The 24540-nt window shown below is 57.4% G+C and carries 18 protein-coding genes and 1 pseudogene; 12 read left to right on the top strand and 7 right to left on the bottom strand.

Going from position 1 to position 24540, the window contains the following annotated elements:
• The first annotated feature begins 74 nt into the window (after positions 1-74).
• Entirely contained in the window at positions 75-758 is a 684-nt protein-coding gene (locus tag EL217_RS09495) for a DUF2334 domain-containing protein (protein WP_005279578.1), read from the top strand.
• Positions 759-875: 117 nt separating this feature from the next.
• On the opposite strand, the gene EL217_RS09490 is transcribed toward EL217_RS09495, so the two are convergent.
• Positions 876-3593 (bottom strand): ExeM/NucH family extracellular endonuclease, encoded by a 2718-nt coding sequence (locus EL217_RS09490; protein ID WP_126320056.1) that lies wholly within the window; start codon positions 3591-3593, stop codon positions 876-878.
• Between the two features lie 279 nt (positions 3594-3872).
• Between EL217_RS09490 and purS the strand changes: the two genes are divergently transcribed.
• The 7 genes from purS to EL217_RS09455 all read left to right on the top strand — a co-directional run bounded on the left by purS (position 3873) and on the right by EL217_RS09455 (position 11071).
• Positions 3873-4115: a phosphoribosylformylglycinamidine synthase subunit PurS gene (purS, locus tag EL217_RS09485; protein WP_005279580.1), complete on the top strand. Its 243-nt coding sequence runs from the start codon at positions 3873-3875 to the stop codon at positions 4113-4115.
• The gene (purQ, locus tag EL217_RS09480) at positions 4116-4799 is read left to right on the top strand and encodes a phosphoribosylformylglycinamidine synthase subunit PurQ (RefSeq protein WP_023029203.1); all 684 of its coding nucleotides are present in this window, start codon (positions 4116-4118) and stop codon (positions 4797-4799) included.
• A 15-nt stretch (positions 4800-4814) separates the two neighbouring features.
• Positions 4815-7124, top strand: a complete 2310-nt coding sequence (purL, locus tag EL217_RS09475) for a phosphoribosylformylglycinamidine synthase subunit PurL (protein WP_126319753.1) — start codon at positions 4815-4817, stop codon at positions 7122-7124.
• A 145-nt stretch (positions 7125-7269) separates the two neighbouring features.
• Positions 7270-8553: a glycosyltransferase family 87 protein gene (locus EL217_RS09470; protein WP_023029535.1), complete on the top strand. Its 1284-nt coding sequence runs from the start codon at positions 7270-7272 to the stop codon at positions 8551-8553.
• Positions 8554-8658: 105 nt separating this feature from the next.
• Positions 8659-8916 carry a hypothetical protein gene (locus EL217_RS09465; RefSeq protein WP_126319752.1) on the top strand — a complete coding sequence of 86 codons (258 nt, stop codon included), beginning with the start codon at positions 8659-8661 and terminating at the stop codon, positions 8914-8916.
• Positions 8917-9070: 154 nt separating this feature from the next.
• A complete protein-coding gene (locus EL217_RS09460) occupies positions 9071-9796 on the top strand; it encodes a type IV toxin-antitoxin system AbiEi family antitoxin domain-containing protein (RefSeq protein WP_023029533.1) in 726 nt (241 codons plus the stop codon).
• Between the two features lie 96 nt (positions 9797-9892).
• On the top strand, positions 9893-11071 hold the full coding sequence (locus EL217_RS09455) for an alpha/beta hydrolase (RefSeq protein ID WP_023029532.1): 1179 nt from the start codon (positions 9893-9895) through the stop codon (positions 11069-11071).
• 19 nt (positions 11072-11090) lie between these two features.
• On the opposite strand, the gene EL217_RS09450 is transcribed toward EL217_RS09455, so the two are convergent.
• Positions 11091-12035: a TDT family transporter gene (locus tag EL217_RS09450; protein ID WP_232018262.1), complete on the bottom strand. Its 945-nt coding sequence runs from the start codon at positions 12033-12035 to the stop codon at positions 11091-11093.
• 244 nt (positions 12036-12279) lie between these two features.
• On the opposite strand from EL217_RS09450, the gene EL217_RS09445 reads away from it, so the two are divergent.
• Positions 12280-13185, top strand: a complete 906-nt coding sequence (locus EL217_RS09445) for a LysR family transcriptional regulator (RefSeq protein ID WP_023029529.1) — start codon at positions 12280-12282, stop codon at positions 13183-13185.
• Positions 13186-13339: 154 nt separating this feature from the next.
• Positions 13340-14065: pseudogene (locus EL217_RS09440) on the top strand (DEAD/DEAH box helicase family protein); the annotation flags it as partial.
• 106 nt (positions 14066-14171) lie between these two features.
• Here the strand turns inward: EL217_RS09440 and EL217_RS09435 are convergent.
• Positions 14172-15380, bottom strand: coding sequence for an IS110 family transposase (locus tag EL217_RS09435; RefSeq protein ID WP_126318860.1), 1209 nt, complete (start codon positions 15378-15380; stop codon positions 14172-14174).
• A gap of 337 nt (positions 15381-15717) precedes the next feature.
• Between EL217_RS09435 and EL217_RS09430 the strand changes: the two genes are divergently transcribed.
• Together EL217_RS09430 and trhA are read left to right on the top strand one after the other, a co-directional pair.
• Positions 15718-20037, top strand: coding sequence for a type ISP restriction/modification enzyme (locus EL217_RS09430; RefSeq protein ID WP_126319748.1), 4320 nt, complete (start codon positions 15718-15720; stop codon positions 20035-20037).
• A gap of 95 nt (positions 20038-20132) precedes the next feature.
• The gene (gene trhA, locus EL217_RS09425) at positions 20133-20864 is read left to right on the top strand and encodes a PAQR family membrane homeostasis protein TrhA (RefSeq protein ID WP_034657776.1); all 732 of its coding nucleotides are present in this window, start codon (positions 20133-20135) and stop codon (positions 20862-20864) included.
• A gap of 234 nt (positions 20865-21098) precedes the next feature.
• On the opposite strand, the gene EL217_RS09420 is transcribed toward trhA, so the two are convergent.
• The 4 genes from EL217_RS09420 to EL217_RS09405 form a co-directional block, all read right to left on the bottom strand.
• Entirely contained in the window at positions 21099-21566 is a 468-nt protein-coding gene (locus EL217_RS09420; RefSeq protein WP_126319746.1) for a type II toxin-antitoxin system death-on-curing family toxin, read from the bottom strand.
• Positions 21567-21572: 6 nt separating this feature from the next.
• Complete coding sequence (locus EL217_RS09415; RefSeq protein WP_126319744.1) at positions 21573-22178, bottom strand: Panacea domain-containing protein; 606 nt, start codon at positions 22176-22178, stop codon at positions 21573-21575.
• A 38-nt stretch (positions 22179-22216) separates the two neighbouring features.
• Positions 22217-23437 (bottom strand): asparaginase, encoded by a 1221-nt coding sequence (locus tag EL217_RS09410; RefSeq protein WP_126319742.1) that lies wholly within the window; start codon positions 23435-23437, stop codon positions 22217-22219.
• A gap of 89 nt (positions 23438-23526) precedes the next feature.
• Complete coding sequence (locus EL217_RS09405) at positions 23527-24537, bottom strand: acyl-CoA thioesterase (RefSeq protein ID WP_023029523.1); 1011 nt, start codon at positions 24535-24537, stop codon at positions 23527-23529.
• Positions 24538-24540 lie beyond the last annotated feature (3 nt).

The raw sequence follows: 24540 nt of genomic DNA, 5'->3' as shown, positions 1-24540 counted from the left end.
ACGCGCTGGCCGGCACCCTGGCCAGCGTTCTGGCCAGCGCGCGGATCTGGCGGTACTGTGCGATAATTTGAGCTATGACTAGCCACCTTCTGGTTTCTATCTCCAGTATTTTTGAGGACACTCGGAAGCAGGCTACAAGCTTCCTGTCGGTTCTGGACCGGGAGGAAATTCCCGTCTCCCTGCTCATCGCCCCGCATATTGATGGCAATTGGCACCTGGCCAAGGACAAAGACACCCAACAATGGCTCAAGGATCAAGCGGCCGCGGGCCGTCCGCTTATCCTCAATGGCTTTGATCAAGCAGTGCAAGGCCGCCGCGCGGAGTTTGCCAACCTCAATTCACACGAGGCGAAGCTGCGCCTAGCCGGTGCGACCCGGCAGATGGCACAGATTGGTTTTGAACCCACCATCTTCGCGCCCCCGCGCTGGCGCATGTCTCCCGGAACGTTGCAGGTCCTGCCCAAATTCCCCTTTGAGGCGGCAGCTTCCACGCGGGGCATCCTGGAAGTACCGACCGGCAAATTCCACCAAGCCCGCAACCTTTCTTTTGGTGAGGGATTTGGTTCCGCCAAATGGTGGCGCAAAAACATTATCCGCGCGGCAGAGCGCTCCGCCCAGCGCGGCAATACCGTGCGCCTTTCCATCTCTGCCCGCAACCTGGATGACCGCAAGGTCATTAAGGACTTTGTCAAGGCAGCTCGCCGTGCCCTCGACGCGGGCGCTACTCCCGCTGATTACAGCATTTACCTTCCGCGTTAGTCCGGCGGAGGTTTTATAGTAGGTAGCATGAAACGAACAGATGAACTAACAACGCAACAGGCGGCAGACGAGCTCGTGGTGCTTTCTGACGAGATGGGCCTGTACGAGTAGGCGCTCCTACTTGCTTAGGCCGTTAATGAAGTCCTTCGCCTGCTGCGGGAGCATGCCCCAGATTCCAGCGGGGATGATCTTTTGCAGGTTGCCGGTGGCCGCCATGAAGCCGGGGATGGCGAGCAGGCCAGCTAGGATGGCGAAGCCGATAATGGCGCCGGTGCCAAGTGAGCTAGAGCCGAATCCGAAGCCTGGGCCATCGGTGTTGTCGTCGTCCTGGTCGTCGCCGCTTGGGGCGTCGGTGGATTCATCCTCGCCGAGCGTGAAACCGACCTTGACGGGGTCGTGGTCAGAGGCGCGGAAGGGGGAATCGTCGTAGAAATCCACGGCGTTGTAGTTGCGGCGGGAGTACTCAAAGGCGACGGGTTCGTCGGCGTTGATGTTCCACACTTGGGCATCGGCAAGCGCGCCCGAAGCAACCTCATTGGCCAGGACGTGGTCTAAGGTGCCGAGCAGGCCGTCGAACTGGTAGGAGGTATCGGCGCCGTACTTTTCGGCAGGCACGGTAAAGCCATCGTTGCGGAAGACATCGAGCGCGGTTTCGTGGGTGTAGGTATTGAAATCACCCAGGGCGAATAGCGGCTTATCCTTCCAATCGTCCTGCTTGTGCAGTGCATCGAGCACGGCCTGGGCCTGGGCGTTGCGGACGTTGGGGTTATTGCCCTGGCCGTCGCCGGAATCTTCATCGCCCTTGGCCACCGAGCCCTTGGACTTGAAGTGGTTGGCCACGGCGACGAAGGACTCGTCATCGCTATTGAGCGGCTGGAATTCCTGGGCCAGCGGCTCGCGGGCGGTGCCGGAAAAGCGGGGACCCTGGAAGATGCGGGATTCGCCCACGGGCTTGACCACGTCCTTGTGATAAATGAACGCGGTGCGGATGACATCGGGGTGCGCAGGGACCTGATCCTTGGACGGGGAGGGCACGAAGGCCCACTTTTCGGAGCCCGCGGCTTCGTTGAGTTTTTCGGTCAGGCGCTTCAGCGCCTTATCACGCTGGTCAAAGTCCCCGGTTACGGCGTAGCCATCTTCGATTTCGGAAAGGCCAATGACATCGGCATCCAGGCCATTGATGGCGGCGACGATCTTGCGCTCTTGGTCCTCTAAGGCGGATTCGGTATAGGCGCCGCGGGTCTTGCCGCGGTTGACGGTGACCTTATTGCCCGCGCGGTCGGAATAGGCGCTGCCGCCGAATTCCTCGCCCAGGGAGGTGAAGTAATTCAGCACGTTGAAGGCACCGATGGTGTATTCGCCCTTGACGTCATCAACGGCGTGCAGCTCCGCATCGCGGGATTCTTCCCAGGAGATGGGGAGATCGGCGCCGGCGGTCTCACCGGTGACCGGTTCGGTGGGCTGGAAGCGCCACTGCTCGTGGGAGTAGCCCACGATGACCGGGTGCTGGAATTCGATGGTATCGGTGGTGCGCAGGGATTTGATGGTCGTGCCGCCATCTTGGGCGATATAGGGCAGCGGGGTGTCCTTATCGGTCCTTAAATAATCGCGAGTGCGGCCATCATCCAAGGTAACGAGCTTTTCCGCATTGTCTTTGGCGAGTTTTTGCAGATCGGAATTGGGTTCGGTGGAAGGAGAGTGGACATCGGAAGGCTGGCGGAAGGCCTCATCGCCCGGGGCGAGGCCGACCTCGCCGTATTGGTTGAGTGAGTAGTTATTGGTCACGGTGTGCGTGCCGGGCTGGATGAGCATGTGCTCAAAGGGCTCGCGGGCGGAATCGCCTTGGGGCAGCTCGTCCACGGCGAGCGGGGTGACCTCCTCCAACGCGGTATCGAGCTGCTTGAGGGAAGAAGCGCTGACCTGGGTGGCGCCGTAATACTCGGAGACCTGGCCGGTGACCTCGACGGAATCGCCGATGCTGGGGTATTTATCGGCGCCCTTTTTGCCCATGTGGACAAATAGCGCCTGCGAGGCATCGGTGGCTTCTTTGCCGGTGCCGCCGGTTTGGATGGTAAAGCCGTTTAAGCCACCTTCGCTCCATACGCCGGTGACAACGCCCTGGGTAGCAACGTTTTGGCCCTCGAGTGGGGAGGTAGCGCCGGTGCCCTGGATTTCCGCAATCGGGGTTATGCCTTCGGGCGCGGGAAGGTTCTCGGAGCCACCCGAGCCACCCGGCTGTGGGGCCGGGGACTCGTTGCCGGAATTGGTAGGAGAAGGCGTGCCGACGGTGAAGTCCGCAGAGTTGTCATCGGTATCGGCACCCGCTGCGTTGCGGGAAGCAGAGGTGTCATTAGACAGAGCACCGGTGGCAGAGCCTTCAAACTTAGAGGCGGCGCCGTAACCTAGGAGGTCAATGGTGTTGCCGGTGGCATCGGCAAGCTGCACCGAGCCCTTCGTGCCGGACATATTGACCTTGCCTTGCGCATCCGGGGTGGGAAGCGCCTGGGCCTGGCCATTGCCGGCAGCGCCCTGCACCAAGTAATAACCGTGGGGAGCGATGGTGCCGGAAAGTGTTATCTTGCCGCCGCTATTGCCATTGGAGGCAAAGTACTCCACGGACCAGCCGGTGAGATCGATCGCGGCATCGGTGGGGTTATAAAGCTCGATGAAATCATTGGAAAAGCTCGCGCCCTTGTTTCCGCCACCGCCGTAGACCTCAGAGATGACCGCGGTGGAATTATCCGGGGCGGCCATGGCGGAAGGCACCGCGACGGATAGGGAGAGGGTGGAGAAACCGGCAGCGAGGGCTACCCTGCCAAGGCGGCGAAGAGCCATAGAAGTCACCTTAATCTTAGAGAAAGTTGTCATGGACGCCTTTTATCTTTACTCGCTGAACAATCGGTGTACCCGTGGCCGCAAGGGGCGGGTTTCGCGCGAGCAGGCGGTGAAACCTGGGTGCCGCGCAAAATTCGTTTTCCTGTTGGTCGTAATTTACGCGGTGTTTGCTTTGCTGGGGTGAAAACCCTGCAGTGGGGGTATATCTAGGGATTGGGCGGGGGTATGACTACACTGAATCGGGCAGACCTAAGCCCCATACAGTAAGGCAAAAATTTCATGGCTCGTGTAGTTGTCAATGTCATGCCCAAGGCGGAAATTTTGGATCCGCAGGGCCAAGCTGTCGTCCGCGCATTGGGTCGCATCGGAGTATCCGGTGTCAGCGATGTGCGCCAAGGAAAGCGCTTCGAACTCGAGGTAGATGACTCCGTTACCGCGGAGGAATTGGATAAGGTGGCAGAAACGCTGCTGGCTAATACCGTCATCGAGGACTACGAGGTTACGCAGCTGGAGGTCAAGTAAGTGACCGCAAAAATCGGAGTAATTACCTTCCCCGGCACCCTGGATGATGTGGATGCCGCCCGCGCAGCCCGCACCGCCGGCGCCGAGGTCATTAACCTCTGGCACGCGGATGCTGATCTGCGCGGCGTGGACGCGGTAGTCGTGCCGGGCGGTTTTTCCTATGGTGACTACCTGCGCTCGGGCGCTATCTCGGCGCTCGCCCCCGTCATGCGCAGCGTCATCGACCGCGCCAAGGCGGGAATGCCGGTGCTCGGCATTTGCAATGGTTTCCAAATCTTGACTGAAGCAGGCCTCTTACCGGGCGCATTGACCCGGAATAAGGGCCTGCATTTTCATTGCACCGATACCTACCTGGAGGTGGAGCACTCCACCACGGCCTGGACCAGCGAGTTTGAAAAGGGCCAAAAGATTTTGGTGCCCGCCAAGCACGGTGAAGGCCGCTTCCAAGCAGGCGATGACGATATCGCCCGCATCGAGGGCGAAGGCCGCGTGGTCTTCCGCTATACCGATAATTACAACGGCTCCATCAATGGCATTGCCGGTGTAAGCGATGAGTCCGGCCGGATTGTGGGCCTCATGCCGCACCCAGAGCACGCCATTGACCCGCTGACCGGCCCATCCACCGACGGATTGGGACTTTTCGTATCCGCCATCAAGGCCGTCGCGGAAGCGCCGGCGGTTTAAGGAGGCCACACCTACATGACCGTTTCTAATGACACCGTAGAAAAGGCGCAGTCCACCCCGGATGAAAAACAGCCTTACGTTGAGCTCGGCCTAAAGGATGACGAATACCAGCGCATCCACGATATTTTGGGCCGGCGCCCCACCGACGCGGAGCTGACCATGTACTCCGTGATGTGGTCCGAGCACTGCTCCTATAAGTCCTCCAAGACGCACCTGCGCTACTTTGGTGAGACCATGACGGAGGAGATGGGGGAGAAGATCCTCGCCGGCATTGGTGAAAACGCCGGCGTGGTGGACATCGGCGATGGCAATGCGGTGACCTTCCGCGTGGAATCGCATAACCACCCCTCCTATGTGGAGCCCTACCAGGGCGCGGCCACTGGTGTGGGCGGCATCGTCCGCGATATCATGGCCATGGGTGCGCGCCCGATTGCCGTGATGGATCAGCTGCGCTTTGGGCCTGCCGATGCCCCCGATACCAAGCGCGTGTTGCCCGGCGTCGTCTCCGGCGTGGGCGGCTACGGCAACTCCTTGGGCCTGCCCAATATTGGCGGCGAAACCGTCTTTGATGAAACGTATGCGGGAAACCCGCTGGTCAATGCCCTGTGCGTGGGCACGTTGAAGGTCGATGATTTGAAGCTCGCCTTCGCCTCCGGCACTGGCAATAAGGTCATGCTGTTTGGCTCCCGTACCGGATTGGATGGCATCGGCGGTGTATCCGTGCTGGCCTCCGATACCTTTGAAGACGGCGCGGAGCGCAAGCTGCCGGCCGTGCAGGTGGGCGACCCCTTCGCGGAGAAGGTGCTCATCGAATGCTGCCTGGACCTCTACCACGCCGGCGTTGTGGTGGGCATCCAGGACTTGGGCGGCGCCGGCCTAGCGTGTGCCACCTCTGAGCTGGCTGCGTCCGGCGATGGCGGCATGGAGGTCAACCTCGATGCGGTGCCGCTGCGCGCGGAAAACATGACCGCCGCGGAAATCCTCGCCTCCGAGTCCCAGGAGCGCATGTGCGCCGTCGTGGCACCGGAAAACGTGGAGAAGTTCCGCGAAATCTGCGAGCACTGGGAGGTCACCTGCGCCGAAATCGGTGAGGTTACTGAGGGTGACCACCTGGTCATCCGCCACCAAGGCGAGGTCGTCGTCGATGCCCCAGCTGGCACCATCGCGGATGAAGCGCCCGTCTACGAGCGCCCCTACGCCCGTCCCGAGTGGCAGGATGAGCTGCAGAAATACCAGGGCACGGACAAGCGCGGCCTGGTCGAATCCCTGCAAAAGCTCGTCTCTTCGCCCTCGCTGTGCTCGCGCGATTTCATCATGAACCAGTATGACCGCTACGTGCGCGGCAATACCGTCCAGTCCCACCACGCGGACGCGGGCGTGTTGCGCATCGATGAGGAGACCGGCCGCGGCGTCGCCGTTTCCGCCGATGCGTCCGGCCGCTACACCAAGTTGGACCCGAACATGGGCGCGCGCCTGGCCCTGGCGGAGGCCTACCGCAACGTCGCGGTCACCGGCGCCAAGCCCGTTGCGATTACCAACTGCCTGAATTACGGCTCGCCGGAAAACCCGGACGTGATGTGGCAGTTCCGCGAATCGGTGCATGGGCTTGCCGATGCCGCCGTGGAACTCTCCATCCCCGTCTCTGGCGGCAACGTCTCCTTCTACAACCAGACCGGCTCCGAGCCCATCCTGCCCACCCCGGTCGTGGGAGTGCTCGGCGTTATCGATGATGTGCACCAGGCCATTGGCAATAACCTGGGCACCGTCAATGAGAAGGAGGTCCTCATCGCCTTGGGCGAGACCAAGGATGAGTTCGGCGGTTCCATCTGGCAGCTGGTGAGCGCCGAGGGTGCCGATAAGGACAACCTCAACGGCCTGCCGCCGCAGGTGGACATGGCCAATGAGAAGCGCCTCGCGGACTTCTTCCACGGCAACGATCTGCTCACCGCCGCGCACGATGTCTCCGAGGGAGGCCTTGCCGTCGCCGCCTTTGAGATGGCCAAGCGCGCCGGTGCGCTTGCCGATGCCGCCGGACTCGGCCTCGACCTCGATCTCACCGCCGTGCACGAGGACGCCTTTACCGCGGCCTTCTCCGAGTCCGCTTCCCGCGCGCTCGTGGCCACCACCGCCGACCGCGCCGATAAGGTGCTCGCCCGCGCGGCAGAGCTCGGCATCCCCGCGGCCATCGTGGGTGAGACCACCGAAACCGGTGCCCTTACCCTGGGCGGTGAATCCGTGGCCATCTCCCAGCTGGTTGAGGCATGGTCTGCCACCTTGCCTGACCTCTTCGGCCACGCCGTGGGTGCTAACTCCGTCGTGGAGTAACCAAGCCCCTGCCACCGCCTAGCACAAGCCCGGCTTCGGCCGGGCTTGAGTAGCGTTTAGGCAATCTTCGATAGTCCAGGCCGCCGCCTAATAAACAAAGCCTTTTCTCTCTGATTCGAATCGTGATTTTTACAGTAGGAGTCCCATGAGTGCGCATTCCCGCCACCAAGCCTCCGCACCCGCATCAACAGTGCTGCGGTGGTGCCACCATGGTATTGGGCTGGTATTTGGCCTAGTGGTCGCCATAATTTCCGCCGGAAAAATGAATTACGATGACTGGGATGCGTTATGGGTAGCGGGATTGCTCGTAAGCGATGGAAACCGGGAACACCTCTATAGCATCAATGAACATGATTTCGCGATGCCCCGTGGTGATGTGTGGCTAGACACCATCGCCCACTCCGATGTCACTGGGTTTCCGCACCCTTATGTTCACGCCCCATTTCTTGCCGATGTCATGAGCTTTGTCGTGCAAGTCATGAGTTTTGATGTCTCCGTGATAGTGCTCGCGGTTGTTTCCGGTTGGGCGTTGGTGGTGCTGATAGCCTCCGCCTGGTTCTTGTGGTTTGAAGAAGAAATACCGACCATGACCCTGCTTTTCGGCATACTCTTGGGCTGGGTATCGACGGCTTTTCAGTCATCGTTGATTCTTGGCCAGACCAGCCCATTGATCTTTGCGGGAGTTGCATACGGCCTTGCTGCGTCCCGCGTGCACCCAGTGCGCGCGGGAATTGCACTAGGGCTTGTATCTGCGGTGAAGCTAACCCCCATTGTCCTCGTGCTCATCTGCGTGGCATTTCCGCGGGCGCGGAAAACGGGAGTGGTAGCACTCGGGACAGGCGCCATCGCTGTGCTGTACTCAATCGTCGTTTCTGGTTGGAACGTGTTTACCTCTTGGTGGGATACCCTTCAGGACATCATGGGATCAGTAATGGTCGCCCCCGTCAACGGATCGATCGCCTCCCAGCTCAGCACCAACCGCGTTGAAGATGACAACCTTCTTGTCACCATTGTCGATGATCCTTCACTGGCTGCCAGCATTATTCCGCCACTTGTCACCCTGGCATTGATTGCACTGGTTATTGTTACCGCTGTGCGGTCACAGGATCCGTGGCGCATTGCTGCCGTAGGCATCTTTACGGTTCTTACAGCTACCAGCAGTATCTTGTGGGATCATTACGTCTTGTGTGCCGTATTGCCACTGCTAGGCGTCCTGGCACGCGGGCAGAATCGCATCATTTATGCCGTGCCCGTCTTGGGACTCTTCCTATTCCCGCCGCTGGCCAAGTCAGATTCTGATTTGTGGTTGCCGTGGTCCTCGTTCATCGCCTTGGCAGGCTTCGTCATCGCACTGTGTATCGCGGAGCTAAGCCGGAAGGACGCCCTGCCCCTGCGGGACCGCCGCCTTTCCTTTAAAAACGCGAGCTAGCAGGCGGCTTTTCTCCACTAAAGCCGCCACCACGCATCTCCGGACACGAATACTTGAGGATCGTTGTCCGGCTGCTATCCGCCCAATGATGGTGGCACCCACTCAGTGATGGTGTATTTCCACGGCGGCCAGTTGGCGCTGAATGCGCTTGCCGATGCCTCCGGCCTCGACCTCGACCTCGCTCTCTTCGCCGTGGACGAGGACGCCCCCAACGCGGCCATCGTGGGTGAGATCACCGAAACCGGGGCGCTTACTTTGGACGGTGAATCCGTGGCCATCTCCCAGCTGCTTGAGGCATGGTTCTCCACCTTGCCTGAGCTCTTCGGCTACGCCGTCGTGGGCGTTAATTCCGTTGTAGAGTAAGCCAGCCTCTGGCATCGCTTAGCTCAAGCCTGGCTTCAGCCGGGCTTTTTGCTTTCAAGCCTGTGCAACGTAGGTACTCAATCCGTCTTTACTTGTATCCCTCTGGCTGATACAAGTAAAGAAAAGGTCAAGGGTAGAGGGGTCCGGTGTCGAAATGAAAGCTGTAGAAATTCTGGCGCAGCTAGAATCCTTAGCGGCGAATCAGTGGGGCATTATCACTACGGCTCAGGCTCAACGCGAAGGTATTTCTCGCCTCCACATAAATCGCTTGGCAGGGAGCGGGATTCTAACGCGGGCACGCAGGGGCATTTACCTTCTTCCCTCAGTTCAGCTTGGTCCATTAACGGATATCAGGGAAGCCTGGATATCCCTTGAACCAAATCTATTTGCGGTAGAACGTATAGACGCCGGCAATAAGATCGTTGTGTCTCATGAGTCCGCAGCACTTATCCATAGCATTGGTGATTTGATTCCGAATACACAGACTTTCTCGGCTTCCTTGCGGAAACAAACCAGTCAGAATGATATCCACATTTATGACGATCGTGAGATAGGGGTCGGGGATATAGAAAATATCGACGGATTGCCCGTAACCTCAGTAGAAAAGACGGTGGAGGACCTGGCCTCTCAAATAATGGAATTCAATTATTTGGCGACTCTTGTCGTGGACTCCTTGCGAAAAGAAGGCGTTCGGTTAAAGAGCTTGGCAAAGCGGCTGGGCCCAATGTCAGCAGCTTATGGATTCAATTCTGGTAACGATCTTTTGGCTGCGTGTTGGGAAGAAGCGGGGGCTGACGAAGATATTGAAGAGCTCCGAGCCCGCTTCTTCATCAGCGCGGGCACTGGTGTGGAGACAAGGAGTTTTAGAGACTCTCGTTAGCCGCAGAGTGCAGTGAAACGTCATAGAAGAAAATACGCCGACTGGAGCTGCAATCTCCCCCACGCATTTGCAGAAACGAGGACTAACGTTGCCGGTATGAAGATCGTTGCCCGGCTGCTGTCCGTACCGCTTGCACTTGTCGCTTTCCTAGCGCTGTGGCTTGCGGTGGCGCCGTTTACGCCGCATATTCCGTATTGGGGTGCCGGCGCGCTCATTGGCCCGCAGTATATCGGGCCGGTGGTTCTCTTTTCCCTTATTCTCCTGGTCCTTGCGGTGCTTGGAGGATTCGCCTCCCGCAGCTTCTACGTGCCAGGGGCATTCGCGGCGATTGCCCTCACTGCCGGGCTTGTGCTTTTCGGCACGCAGATTCACGCCGCGAAGGGGCAGGGTACCGAGGTGGATATTCCCGCTGCCTTTAGCTGGGCCGGGGTGGAAAGCACCAACGAGGGCCCCGACCATACGGTGGCCTACGATTCCTTCCACGGCGACGATCTAGATATGGATATCTACACGCCACAAGAAAGTGGGCCCCATCCGGTCATGATGTATGTCCACGGCGGCGGTTGGGGCCAGATGACCAAGCGCTCCCAGGCTTTCAATATGCGGCAGATGGCCCAGCGCGGTTACCTCGTATTATCCATCGACTACACGCTATCCAGCTGGGAGCAGCCCACGTGGCAGGTGGCAGCGGAACAGGTGGGCTGCGCGATGAACTGGGTCAATGCCCACGCCGCAGATTATGGCGGCGACCCAAAGCGTTTCTTTACCTATGGTGAATCCGCCGGTGGGCAGCTGGTCCTGAACGCGACTGCCGATGCCGCCGCGCACCCCAACCACCTACCTTCCGCCGATTGCCCTGGCACGCCGGCCGTTCCCAGCGCCGTGTATGCGGATTCACCAGCCCTCGATGTCCACCACATCTATGATTCTGACGATCCCTATGCCGCGCAGGGCTCCCGCGATACCGTGCAGAAATACCTGGGTGGAACGCCCGAGGAATATCCCGACCGCGCAGATTTCGTCACCTCAGCTACGCACCTCACCAGGGACATGCCACCCATCAAGATTGTCCGCAGCGACAACGATCGCCTCGTTCCGCCGGAAAGCTATGACGATTTTCGCTGCATAGCCCAAGAAAAGAATATCGACCTTAGCGAATACGTGCGCCCACACGCCGACCACGCATCGGCCCTTAGCACCCGCGAAGTCTGGAACCAACACTTGCTCCAGGCGATTCCCCAATTCTTCGCCGAGCACGATCCACAAGGTTTTTAAACTGCCGAACCCTCTGAAGCTATGCGTGGCTCATTTGGCTGACCTTGAAATGCTCGGAAACGGTTTTGATGGCTCCGAAAGCAGCCCAAGTGACGTGGAGGAGAAGCAGGACCAGCAGGGCGGCGCTCACGGTATCCATCCAGCCCAGACCCCACGCGAGCGCCGCGGGCTGTGTGGATAGGGTATGGGTGCCGAGGCAGCACGTGCCCACGGGGAAGGTACTGGCCCACCAGCTGGGGTTATAGCACATTGGGGTATTTCCTAGGGCGGTACCCCAGTGCTTGGCCAAAGCGTAGATGCTCAGCGGCACGCCCAAGCCCAGCATCGCTACACCATAGACCATGGCGCGGAAATGCCATTGGTCACCGGCGAGTAGCTGTGCTGCGGCGGTGGACTGGCCGACCAACCCCATCGGGATCCAAGCGGTGGCAGCGAAGCTAATGGGAACCTTGGGAAAGGTGCGCAGGTAAACGACGGCAAACGTCGGCAGTCCTGTCACCCAAGCCACTACGAAGCAGAACACGCCGATGCCGTGGATGACCGAGCCCCATTCACCAGCATGCGGTACTAATTGCGCCGACGAGGTTGCGGAAACCATGGGGGCAACAAGGGGTAATCCCCAGGTAAAAGCGGGGTTAGAAGGGCGGTCGGAGAAAAGAAACTTGAGATATTTTAAACAGGTAATGACGCTCAGGATTGTTCCTACCGCCCAACACACGGTGTGAATCAACCAGGCGTCAAAGATAAGTGAGTAGGCACTACCCAAAGCGAGGATGCCCATGGAGACCATGCCCCATGCAGGCATGTCGCTGGAGTTGAATCCCGGAGTGCGGTGCTTAATAAATCCCGCTGTGAACGCCAAGAAGACAAGCGTTGCAACGCCGAGCATGATTTCTGCTGGAAGGCGGCCCAGGATTGGGCTCAGGTGAGCATCGATGAGAGACGAGGAGATTCCGAGTCCCATTACTGCTCCGGCCCAGCCAGGTCCTAGCGGAGGGAGCTCTATCTCATTGCGAATCTTTAACATATTCTTCAGGTTAGGCACTGCTTGATGTGTGCGGGAGAGCGCATAATCCGAACGGGGTTACAATAAATGAATGTACCCCTCACGAGAAGATGGTAACGATGGATTCTCTCCCGTTCGACGCAGCTACGTTCCCGATGCTTTCACGGTTGATGCCGTCCTTGCTGTAGCTCGATATGGGGGTATGAACCAGGCTGCGAAACACCTGAATGTCTCCCAACAAACGGTTAGTACGCGCATCGCCAAGTTTGAAAAACGCCTCAATAATCGCATTTTTTGGCGCGGAGCGGCGGGTAGTTCCGTGACAGAAGTGGGCAGTCAAGTCGTCCGTGTACTCGAGGGATTAGAAGGGGCCCTGAACGAATGCGCGCGTGGCCTCGAAACAGCCGTTGGGGTTGGGGCCACCGAGGACATTAGCTTGGTGGTTTCTCATACTGTGTCTGAAGTGGACTACCCCCGTTGGGCCGCGGCCTACCAACGCGCTCACCCACATACTTATCTGTACATGCGTCAGCTCAACAGCCGGGAGGCGCAGCGCCACGTGGTTCAAGGACAGGCAGAACTAGCGATTATTGAGGGCCACTGGGTGGCCCACGAACTGCACGAGCGTGTGGTCGGGCACGATGAACTCGTGGTTGTTGTCCCCGCAGAGCATCGCTGGGCGAAGCCGCGCAACCACAATCAGCCAGTGACCCCGTCAGCATCAACGTCAGCACCAACATTGGAAACGAAGGTATCTCCAGTGACGAAGGAGGAGCTGCAATCTACGCCCTTGGTGCTGCGTGAACAGGGAAGCGGCACACGAGAGGTGGTGGCGGATGTTCTGGGAGTGCTCGCCCCGCCGGCAGGGGAGTTCGGGTCTCTGGGAGCTCAACGTACTGCGATAGGAGCTCTGGGTGCGCCGGGGGTTATCGCGCGGAGAGCGGTGGCGTCACAGCTCGCTACAGGAGAATACGTAGAGGTTCCGGTGGTGGGAATCAGCTTTGACCGGCCGCTACGGGTGGTGTGGAGTGCGCAGAATCGTCTTTCTGATCCGGCCCAACATTTTTTGCGCTTCCTTGTGGACTATGCGGACGGGCGCAAGGACTAAAACGCGTAAAGACTCAAGATATATCCAACCCTGGGCAATCATTTCCCTATGTAAACGGGGCTGACCACTTGAGTAAGCCATTTCATCGGGCTACAGCTAGCGAAATGCAGCAATAACGAAGGAAACCTGAAGCCCCCTCAGGCATAATGTTCCTATGTCAAAGTTCTCTGAGGTCCTGGAACAGCTGCGCGAAAACCAACCAAAGGCGAAGTATGGTATCGCTTTTGAAAAGCTGATGGTCAATTATTTTCAGACTGATCCCACTCTCAAGGCACAGTTTGATGAGGTCAGCCGGTGGACTGACTGGCGCTATAACGGTGGCAAGGCCGATACCGGGATTGACTTGGTAGCTCGCCGCCGCGATGACGGGACGTGGACCGCTATCCAGTGCAAGTTCTATGCGTCCACTGCCCGCATCCAGAAATCGCACCTGGACTCTTTCTTTGAGGCCTCGGGGCATTCCTTTGAAACGGAACATGGCCGCGAGCATTTCGGCAGCCGGATGATCATTTCCACCACGGACCACTGGTCCTCGCACGCCGAGGAAGCATTGGCCAACCAGATTATCCCCACCAGCCGCATTGGTATTTCTGCCATCGCGGAATCGCCCATTAACTGGGACGTCGCCTTCCCAGGCTCTGAGGTGCAGGATAAAAACATCCAAATCAACCTCTCGCAGCGCAAGACCTTTGAGCCGCGCCCACACCAGCAAACGGCCATTGACAAGGCCATCGAGGGATTTCAGACCCATGACCGCGGCAAGCTCATCATGGCTTGCGGTACCGGTAAGACGTTTACTGCGCTGCGCCTCGCGGAGCGAGTGGCAGAAGATTGGGGGGTGTTCCTATATAGTTTGTCAATTCCGTGGGTGAGTTTGTTGGGGGTGTGAAGGGTTTCTGCTTTTCCTTGTGGATGTTGTTTTCGGGCACGGTGAGGAGCCGATTGGGCTTGCTGTGCAATCGGCTTGAGGTGAGGGTCTGTTGGTTCTAGGCTGCTGCGGCCTCCTGGACTGTGGAGATGTCTCGGTAGAGCTCGCCGTTTCGCATCATGGCGAAGAGAACGTTGAGGCGCCGGCGTGCGAGTGCGACGACTGCGGCGTTGTGTCTTTTGCCTTCTTTGCGTTTTCGTTCATAGAATTGCCGGGAACGCTCGTGGAATCTGATCGATGCAAAAGACGATTGCCATAGGGCGTTCTTTAATTTTTTGTTGCCAGCCCGGTTAGGCGAATTCGACATGATAGACGTTCCTGACTGATTCGTCCGCGGTGATAGCCCTGCATAGGATGCTAGGTGCGCTGCATCGGGGAAGTCGGACATATCGCCAACAGTCATGAGGATCTGCGCTGCACTACGCGGGCCGATACCAGGCATGGATAAAAGAATCTCGGTCTGCGGAATGTCCTGAATCAGCTTGAGTACCTGCGCTTCGATTTCTTTACGATGCTCGAGTTTGGCTAGTGCATCTGTGGCGGACATTGCTACGCCAAGTTCGGCGTATTCTGCGCCGGCAATGGATACGGTCTGTTCGTGGATGGCAGCAAGCATGGCATCGATGACAGGCTCAGGATTGCGTGCCCTGTGTTTGCGTGCAAAGGCTTTCAGGCGTGTTCTACCGATGCGTCGAATCTTGGTGGGGCCACCGTATTTTGCAAGTAGGTGGAGGATCCACTTTCGGTGAATCATCTGTCCGCGCAGGACATGTTCGAATGCAGGATAGGTTCCTACGAGCGCGGATCGCATCTGGTTAATCAGGCGTGTGTAGGCCCGGGCGAGGTCTTCGTCGATACCGTTGAGAACTTTCAGCTGGATAAAGACGTCCTCAACGCGGTCGACACTGCGCAAGGAATCTGGAAGGTTAAGACCGGCATGGGCGATAACGTAGGCGTCGCGTACATCGGTCTTGGAGTTGCCGACGTGGATGCGAGAAAGCTGTCGCATCGCAAGTCCTGGTAGATAGCGAACGTCGACGCCCATGTCTTGGGCGACTGCGACGGTTAACCGGCCGATGTTGTTGGGTTGATCGACAATGACAAGGACCGAGGCGTCGTCAGCGAGGAATTGGCCAAAGAGCTTGCGTAGCGAGCCTTCATGCTGGTTGATGCGTTTGGACAGGACTTGCCTGCCTTGGGGATCGAGGGCGCAGGCGTGGTGGAAGTATTTGCCGACGTCCACGCCAATGACGAAGTCATAGGCCATGGGTGTATGCCTCCTAGCGATGAATTAGAAGTTGGATTATTTGAGCTTCATCGCTGGGTTGGTCGGACATACTTCACGCTGGCATCCACATTACTGTGAGACCTCATACCACCTGGGCTGGGTCAGGTTCCTATTAGCAGTCTGGAGTATGTCACTGTCTTCGGCGGCATCACCCCCCGGATCATTGTCAGACAGGGACGAAAATAAGCCATACCGAAGCCAGCGACTAGTTCCACTGTCCTTTCAGACGGAGGGAACGGAAATAAACATAACCCGCCCAATCGGGTGGACAGGCTATGAATCTTCGGCGCCCTGAGGTGGAACTGCTAACAACGTAATGGGCAAGGCTCGCATCCTGTTCCTAGTCCCTTCTATCTCGCTGCTTTCGCAGACGCTGAAGGAATGGACGGCGCAGGGGCACCTTGATATGCGCGCCTTCGCGGTGTGCTCGGACTCGAAGGTATCTAAAAAGGCCGAAGACATTGCGGTCTATGACTTGGAAGTCCCCGTCTCTACTGAGGGCGCGGATATTGCGCGGCGTTTTGCGTCTGGAAAGCGCGCCAAGGGGCTCAATATCGTCTTTTCCACCTATCAATCCTTGCCAGCAGTGCACGAGGCACAGCAGCATGGCCTAGATGACTTTGACCTGGTCATTTGTGATGAGGCCCACCGCACCACCGGCATCACCCTGGCCGGCGAGGATTCCAGTAACTTCGTGCGCGTGCACGACGCGGACTACATCAAGGCCTCTAAGCGTTTGTACATGACTGCAACGCCGCGGCTTTTCGATGACGCCGTAAAAGGCAAGGCTGCCGAGCACTCTGCCGAGCTCACTTCCATGGACGATGAGGGCATTTACGGTCCCGAGTTCTACCGGCTGGGCTTTGGCGAGGCCGTGGACAAGGGCCTGCTGACGGATTACAAAGTCTTGGTCATGACCGTTGATGAATCCGTGGCTGCCAACGCTATGGCCCATAGCGAAGACAATCAGATCAACCTCTCGCTTGCCTCCGCCATGATCGGTGCGTGGAATGGCTTGGCCAAGCGCTCTGGTGAGCTGCAAGGAAAGAAGGGTGGATTCGATGAAAACGCCAACCCCATGCAGCGCGCGGTGGCCTTTGCCAAGGACATTAAGACCTCTACCCAGATTGCGGAGAGCTTTCCTTCCCTGATTAGGACTCACCAGGAGCTGCTGAAGGATAAGGCGGTGCTTAATGATGTCTCCTTGACCAACGTTGATCTCCAAGTTGCTGCCCAGCACGTCGATGGCGGCATGAACGCCATGGAGCGAGGCACCAAGTTGTCATGGATCGAATCACCTGCGGCAGAAAACGAAGCCCGGATACTGACTAACGCGCGGTGCCTTTCGGAAGGCGTGGATGTACCGGCGCTGGACTCGGTGATCTTTTTCAACCCGCGCAATTCCATGGTGGATGTGGTCCAATCCGTGGGCCGTGTGATGCGTAAATCTGCGGGCAAGGACTACGGCTACATCATCTTGCCGGTCGCCGTCGCGCAAGATGTCTCGCCCTCGGAGGCGCTCAATGATAACCAGCGCTTCAAGGTGGTCTGGCAGATCCTTAACGCGTTGCGCGCACACGATGATCGCTTTAACGCCAAGATTAATTCCATCGCGCTCAATGGAGCCAACGCACAAGAAGAACTGCCCATTGATGTCAACCATGTCCCTGGTGACAAGGAGAAAAGCGATAAAGAAAAGCTGGAGGATGCGGAACGTACCAAGTCCACTGAGGCTTTTGAAGATTCTTCCGCGATGACCCAGCAGATTGCCTTGTTCTCTTTGGAACAATGGCAAGAGGCCATCTATACCAAGCTGGTGGATAAGGTCGGCACCCGCACCTACTGGGAGGACTGGGCCGATGACGTTGCCACTATTGCAGAAAACCAAATCACCCGCATTACCGCGCTGGTAGAAAACGCCGATGAGGACCTGCGCCAAGAATTTGATGAGTTTGTTGAGGGCCTGCGCAATAACTTGAACGATGGTATTTCGGCTGATGATGCCATCTCTATGCTCTCGCAACACCTGATTACTGCACCGGTGTTCAACGCACTATTTGAAAACCATGACTTCATTACGCATAACCCCGTGGCGCAGGTCATGGAGAAAATGGTTGCAGCTTTATCGAAGGCGAACTTGGATACGGAGACCGAATCGCTGGAAAAGTTCTACGAGTCTGTGCGCGTGCGCGCTTCCGAGGTAACCTCTGCTTCCGGTAAGCAGCAGGTGATTAAGGAACTGTATGAGCGCTTCTTCCGCAAGGCTTTCAAGAAGCAAGCGGAAGCCCTCGGCATTGTCTACACTCCGGTGGAAATCGTGGACTTCATCCTGCGCGCTGCCGATGAGGTCTCCCAAAAACACTTTGGCAAGGGGCTTAGCGATGAAGGCGTGAGCATCCTCGACCCCTTCGCCGGGACCTCGACGTTTATGGTGCGCTTATTGCAGTCTGGGCTCATCAAACCAGAAGATATGGCACGCAAATATGCCAACGAGCTTTTTGCCACTGAGATCATGCTGCTGGCGTACTACGTCTCCGCCGTCAATATCGAAACTACCTACAACGCCCTGCGTGAGGAAGCCGCGCAACGCAACGGTGAGCCAATTCCGGACTATGTACCCTTCACCAACATCGCTTTAGCGGATACCTTCCAAGTCCACGAAGATGGCGATATCCCAGACCTCAACATCTTCCGCGAAAACAACGCCACCATCGAGCGGCAGAAGAATGCGCCCATCAACGTGGTCATTGGCAACCCGCCATACTCTGCGGGACAAAAGTCTGCGAACGACCTCAACGCCAACCAGAAGTACCCCGGCCTAGACAAGCGCATTGCGGAGACCTATGTGGCAAAGAGTAACGCTCGAGTAAGTCACATGGTTTACGACTCCTATTTGAGAGCATTTCGTTGGGCAACAGACCGCATCGGCCCAAAAGGAATAGTTGCCTTTGTTTCCAACGGCGGCTGGATAGATAGCAATTCAGGCGACGGCGTGCGCTTGTCGATGGCCGAGGATTTCACCGACCTTTATATTTTTAACTTGCGCGGCAACCAGCGCACTGCTGGTGAACAGTCACGAAAGGAAGGCGGAAAAGTCTTCGGTTCGGGGTCCCGCAATACTGTAGCCATCGCGGTCGGCATCAAAGATCCCTCTAAGTCTGGCTTTCGGCTGCACTACCGAGACATCGGTGACTATCTCACCGCTGAAGAAAAGCTTGGGATCGTCGATTCTTCCGTGATTGAAACCATTGACTGGCAGACCATCGAACCGAACAAAGAAGGTGACTGGCTTAATCAACGCTCCGTGGAATTCGAGACTTGGCCCGAGATTAGTGCAAAAGGTTCAGGATCCAAAAAGATTTTTGGAATAGGGTCTGGTGGTTTAGCAACGGGAAGAGATGCATGGAACTATAATTTTTCGTTCGAGACACTATCGAACCGGTTTGATTCGATCATTTCAGAATATGTCACCGCTAAAGACGAGTTTCACAAATTCAACCCAGTCAAGAAGAAGCGTGCAGAATTTATCGAGTTTTTAAAAAGCAGCGCTATAAATTTTGCCGATCCAGTGAAAATAAAGTGGTCGGTGAGTCTTGAGACCGCTGCGGCCGCAGGGCGCTCAATCAGGCGATCGGATAAGGACTATCGCTTAGCTCTCTATCGTCCGTTTTGCAAACAGCAGTCAAGTTTCGGCGCGTTACTAAATCACTCTCGGTACCAATTACCCTCGATGTTCCCGACATCAGAGCACTCCAATATCGGTTTTTATCAAGTGGGTAATGGTTCCGCTGTGCCTTTTTCTGTAATTGCAACGTCCCTACTCCCAGATCTACATGTGACTGGCGCAGGCTCGGGCGGCCAATTCTTTACCCGCTTCACCTGGACCCCAGTCGATGCAGAGGACGGTGGTCTGTTCGGTGAAGGGAACGTCGTCAAGCAGGGCGAAGCCAGTGTCTATGGTCAGGTCGGTGAGGATGTTGATGGGTATGTGCGCGTAGACAACATTACGGATGAGATTAAGCAGATTTACCGAGATGCACTGGGCAGTGATGCATCCGGTGATGACATCTTCCACTTTGTCTATGGCAAACTGCATGACCCTGCTTACCGTGCTCAGTACGCGGCGGATTTGAAGAAGATGTTGCCGCATATCGAAACGCCATCTTCGCGTGCGGAGTTCGATAAGTTTGCTGCGGCTGGCAAAGAACTGATGGCACTGCACGTGGACTACGAATCCGTAGAACCGTGGCCGTTGGATATTCAGGTCAAGGGTGATGAGTCTGACCGCGAGACTTGGCGCGTGCACAAGATGAAGTGGGCCAAGCGCAAGGATCCGGAAACAGGCAAGAACGTCAATGACGTGACGAAGCTGATCTACAACAAGCAAGTGACCATTTCAGGTATTCCGGCGGAAGCGGACCAGTACATGCTGGGCTCACGCTCGGCAGTGGCCTGGTTGATTGACCGGTACCAGGTAAAGAAGGACAAGGCTTCCGGAATTGTGAACGACCCGAATGATTGGGCCGATGAGGTAGGCAACCCGCGCTATATCGTCGATTTGATTGGCAAGGTCACGCGTGTAGCTATGGAAACCGTGCGGATCGTAGATGGACTGGATTCGGGCGAAAAGGATTAGATTCTCCTTTTCCTTGAAGCTCTTTATTCCTCTCAGTACACTTACGGTAACGTAACTTAGCTCTGGTGGGAGAAAGAAGTATCGCTGTGGCTCAGATGCATGCTGAAGGAACAAAAGAGGCGGGGGAGCATCCCTTGAAAGAAGGCTTGGTGCAGCGCACCTATTGGATGGCGGATCGTGGCGAGCGGCCGCTGACCCGTGGATGGGGTCATGCGCTGGCGGCGTTGCTATCGGTGATCGCCTCTACCGTGCTCATCACGTATGCGTGGATGACGCTGCACTGGTGGCAGGGCCTGGGCGTTACCGTTTATGGATTAGGGCTGGTGGGGCTTTTTGGAGTCTCGGCGCTGTATCACCGCTATCCGTGGGCTAGTCCCCGGGCGGTGCAGTGGTGGCGGCGAGCGGACCACGCCACGATTGCGGTGTTTATTGCCGCCACGTACACCCCGCTGTGTTTGATTGCGTTATCCCCAGTTCAGGCCGCGTGGATGCTGGCCATTGCGTGGGCGGGTGCGATTTTGGGCGTGATATTGAGCCTGGTGTGGATTGAGCACCCGCGGTGGCTCGACGTTGTGGTTTACCTGGCGTTGGGCTGGTTGGTGCTGCCGCTACTGCCCACGCTGTGGAGCGATGCCGGCGCGGCAGTGGTCTGGCTATTGCTGGCCGGCGGAGTGGTCTACTCCGTGGGCGCGCTGGTCTATGGATTTAAGTGGCCTGGGCGCAACGCGCGCTACTACGGCTATCACGAGCACTTCCACACCGCGACCATCGCGGCGGCGGTGGTGCATCTCGTGGCAGTGTGGCAAGTCGTCGTTGGCGCTGGCTAGCTCGCAGTTCATGTTCTGAAGAATCGGACGATTTCTCTCTGCAGGCTCACCTTAAAATTCACTCACCCAGATATGTAGAGTTCGTGTTTTAAAACTGGGTTGCATTAGCCCCAATGGCTAATCTTTTTAGACCCGCTTCCGGTGCTTTTCGTGCGGTGCGCCTTAGACTTTTGAGTGTGCAGCGCCAGGCAGACAGGATATTTGAATTCTCGTGGGGAATGAGAAACAAATAGCCTAGCCCCGATTGAGCGTTGTCCACTTTATTAATGTGGTGCTGACATAGTCCACGAGGGCATCCAAATCTTCTTCGGAACTAGTAACAGAAGTAACGAGATCTGCTCCCGCTTCTGCATTAGGTGTTGGGTGAACGGTAATTCCGTTCAGCCTTAAATAAAAGATGGCTAAATGTAGAGCAGTGCGTTTATTTCCATCGTGAAAAGCATGCGCCTTAGCTACATGAACTAGTAACGCGGCTGCTCGGTCATATATACCTGGGCGGCGCGCTTGGCCCATGATGATTTGAAATGGTGCAAAAATCGCGGATTCGAGAGATGGCATATCAACTGCGTAGCCCGAGTATGCGTGAACGTGATTGTCGCCCTCTACTCGATTATTGCATTGCTTATTCAAACTACACGCAGCACGGACGAGGAAGTATGCGATTTTTTCCTCGTCCGTTGCTCCATTGTTTTCAGACGGCATGCCTGTTTATCGGTCCGCCAATATCCGGAAAGTCTCCCACCAGTCCTGTTCGATTTCCTTGGCCTGCGGCGAGGCTAAGAGTTCATCCACGTCTCCGTCGAGGTCAACATTAGGCAAAAGAACTTCTGCTGGTTGTAGCGGAGGTCGTGGGGTGGGATTGTGGGAGTTTATCGCTTGGGAAAATTCTTGGAGGATGGTCGTTGTGCGAAGCTTCTCGTTAGACTTCTGGTCTTTCGGGATGCCCCGGCGGGCCTCGTTCCAGGCAAGGCCATGACTCAAATCAGAAAGCTTGGTTGATTTAACTCCGCCGTAAAATGCGATGATGCTATCTACGACTTCGCGTTCGTATGTGCTGAGATTGTCGGACTGACCACCGGGAACATAGGGGACTGGCCAGGGCTCTTTGGTCCCTGCTACCTGCCAGGTTTGAGCGCGCAGCTCGCTGGAAACAGGGCCGTGCCGCCACGCTTGAAACTCCGCCTGGAATAATGGGCGACCCGTCCACGCCAGATGCCAGCCTTGGGAGAAGTAGCACAGCTTGTACAGCTTGAGCTTGTCCACGTTGGGAATGCGCTCAGTGATGTACTGTCCAACGTCGAAAATGTCTGCCATGCTCTCCTCCTTTCAGCGTCGCGCTAAAGTATACGGCCTTATCCTGCAGGAGAAAAGAGCTTCTGTGCATCCGTTCCCGTGGCAACCGCGGCTGCGAGCAGTATGCGGGCCTGGGGTGCACGGAGGTTGCCGGAGGGGATAACTCCGGCATCGGCAAGCGTGGCACCGCCACCGGCGCCGCCGTAGATACCCTCGACGGGTCCGTGATCCACGCGGGTAGTGAGCACGACGGGAACGGACTTGGCGGCTTCCATGGCGGCATTAGCCAGATCGGGGCCGATATTCCCTGAACCCATGCCCTCAATGACGATGGCCTGCGCGCCCTTGGCCAAGGATTGTTCAATGAGATCCGCTGGGGCGCCGGGGTAGGCGGCGATGATGTCCACGCGGACATCGCCAAGCGGAGCGTACTTCAGCGGCTCGGGGCGTTCTGGGAATTTCTCCTGGCTATTGGTAGCAAAGCCATCGGCCTTTTCCGTATCAGATTTGAACGCGCCGCGGGCGGGGATAACTTTACCGTCAAAGGCGATGAATGCGCCGTGGCCGGCATAGTCCGGGTTGGTGACAGTCTCTACCGCGGTAGCGAGGTTTTCTGGGCCGTCTGGATCATCGTCATCGAACGGGCGCATTGCACCGGTGAGTACGACAGGCTTATCGCTGTCGTGGAAAGTATCGAGCGCAATGGCGGTCTCTTCCATGGAATCGGTGCCGTGGGTGACGATTACGCCATCGACGTCATTGCGCTGTAGCTGCTCGTGTACGGCGGTGATGATTTTATCGGTATCGGCCAAGGTCATCGCAGATGAATCCAGGTTGGCAATGTCTTTGACCTCAAGCTCCAACTTGTCTTTGTCGAACTCAGAGTACAGCGGGTCCACCAAGTCAGAGCCCTTTACGGTGGGCACCACCGCGCCCTTGTCATCGTGGGTGCTGGCGATGGTGCCGCCGGTAGAAAGCACCACCACATGCCCCTCGATTTCGGAGCGCTGCTTGGCGTGGGAGCTGCTTGATTTGGTGGAAGAGCTTGTGGCGGAGCTGCTGGCGCTACTGGAGCTGGTAGCGGAACTAGAACTCGATGCCGTGGAAGATGCTTCTGAGGTCTTTTCCGCGGAGGTAGAAGAAGAGGTGGTCGTCGGTGTAGCCGAAGCCTCATCTTTATCCTCCTGATTGGCCGGGTTCTGGCAGGAGGCCAGCAGCAGCGCGGAGGCAACTAATGTGGCGGAGTACTGCACCCTGCGGCGCAGGCGTGGGTTAGACATTTCAACTCATTTCTCTAACGTGGTTTCTGTTACCTATTTAATACCACGCTAGGGTATAAGCGCCACGCAATAGAAAATCTGTTGGAAATTTAATCCACGTGTTGGCTGTGCGGTGCCACAATGAGCGGCTTAGGGGAGTACTCGCCGCGCAGTTCGCGCAAGATATTGGCGTGTTCGGCCAAGCGGATGTCTTCCTCGGTCTGCGGGGTGAAGGTGCGTGCGGTCATCGGCTGCCCATCGCGGTCCATGCCAATATAGGCCACGGTGGCGTGGATGGCGGTCTTTAAATTGTCGCGGCCGCCGCGCGGATCGCCGGAGCGCACGTGCACTGACATCTGCATCGAGCGGCGGTCGGTGCGCATCATGCGGGCATCGACCTCAATGAGATCCCCGATGGAAATGGGTCGATAAAAGCGGATACCGCCGGCATAGACGGCCACGGTGCGCTCACCGGACCACTCCATGGTGCAGGCGGTGCCGGCCTCATCGATCCACTGCATCGCGGTGCCGCCGTGCACCTTGCCGCCCCAGTTGACGTCGGTGGGCTTGGCCAAAAAGCGGTTGACCATCCGTGGGGCATCGGAAGGCCCATCGTAGGTTTGCTTGTCCATCTCCAGCTCGATGGCCTTGCGCAGCTCGATGCGGGATTTCGCGGCCTCGGCCACGCGCAGGTGCTCATCGGTATCCGGCACGAAGGTGGGAACCGGGGTGGTCTTATCGCTTTCGGGATCCTTGGCCACGAAGATGACCAGGCAATCGCAGGCGCGGGTGAAAATTCCCTCGCGGGGATCGGCAGACAGCACCTCGTTGATGATGTGCATGGAAGACCGGCCGGTCATCGCGATGCGCGAGCGCACCTCCACGATGTGCCCGGAGGGAATGGGCCGGGTGAAGTGGATATGGCCCACATAGGCGGTCACGCAGTACTGCCCGGACCACTGCACGGCGCAGGCGTAGGCGGCCTTATCGATCCATTCCAGCACGCGCCCGCCATTGATGCCGGGGGCGCCGGCCATGGTGACATCGGTTGGCGATGCCATAAAGCGCAGCGTCAGGGTAGGGGACTTCTGGGTTTCCGCAGCAGCGTCAGTAGGTGACATAAA

Source organism: Corynebacterium segmentosum (assembly GCF_900637825.1).
GTDB classification, from domain to species: Bacteria; Actinomycetota; Actinomycetes; order Mycobacteriales; family Mycobacteriaceae; genus Corynebacterium; species Corynebacterium accolens.
Note: the sequence above shows the minus strand (reverse complement) of the source record. Positions and strands in the feature narration are given on the sequence as shown.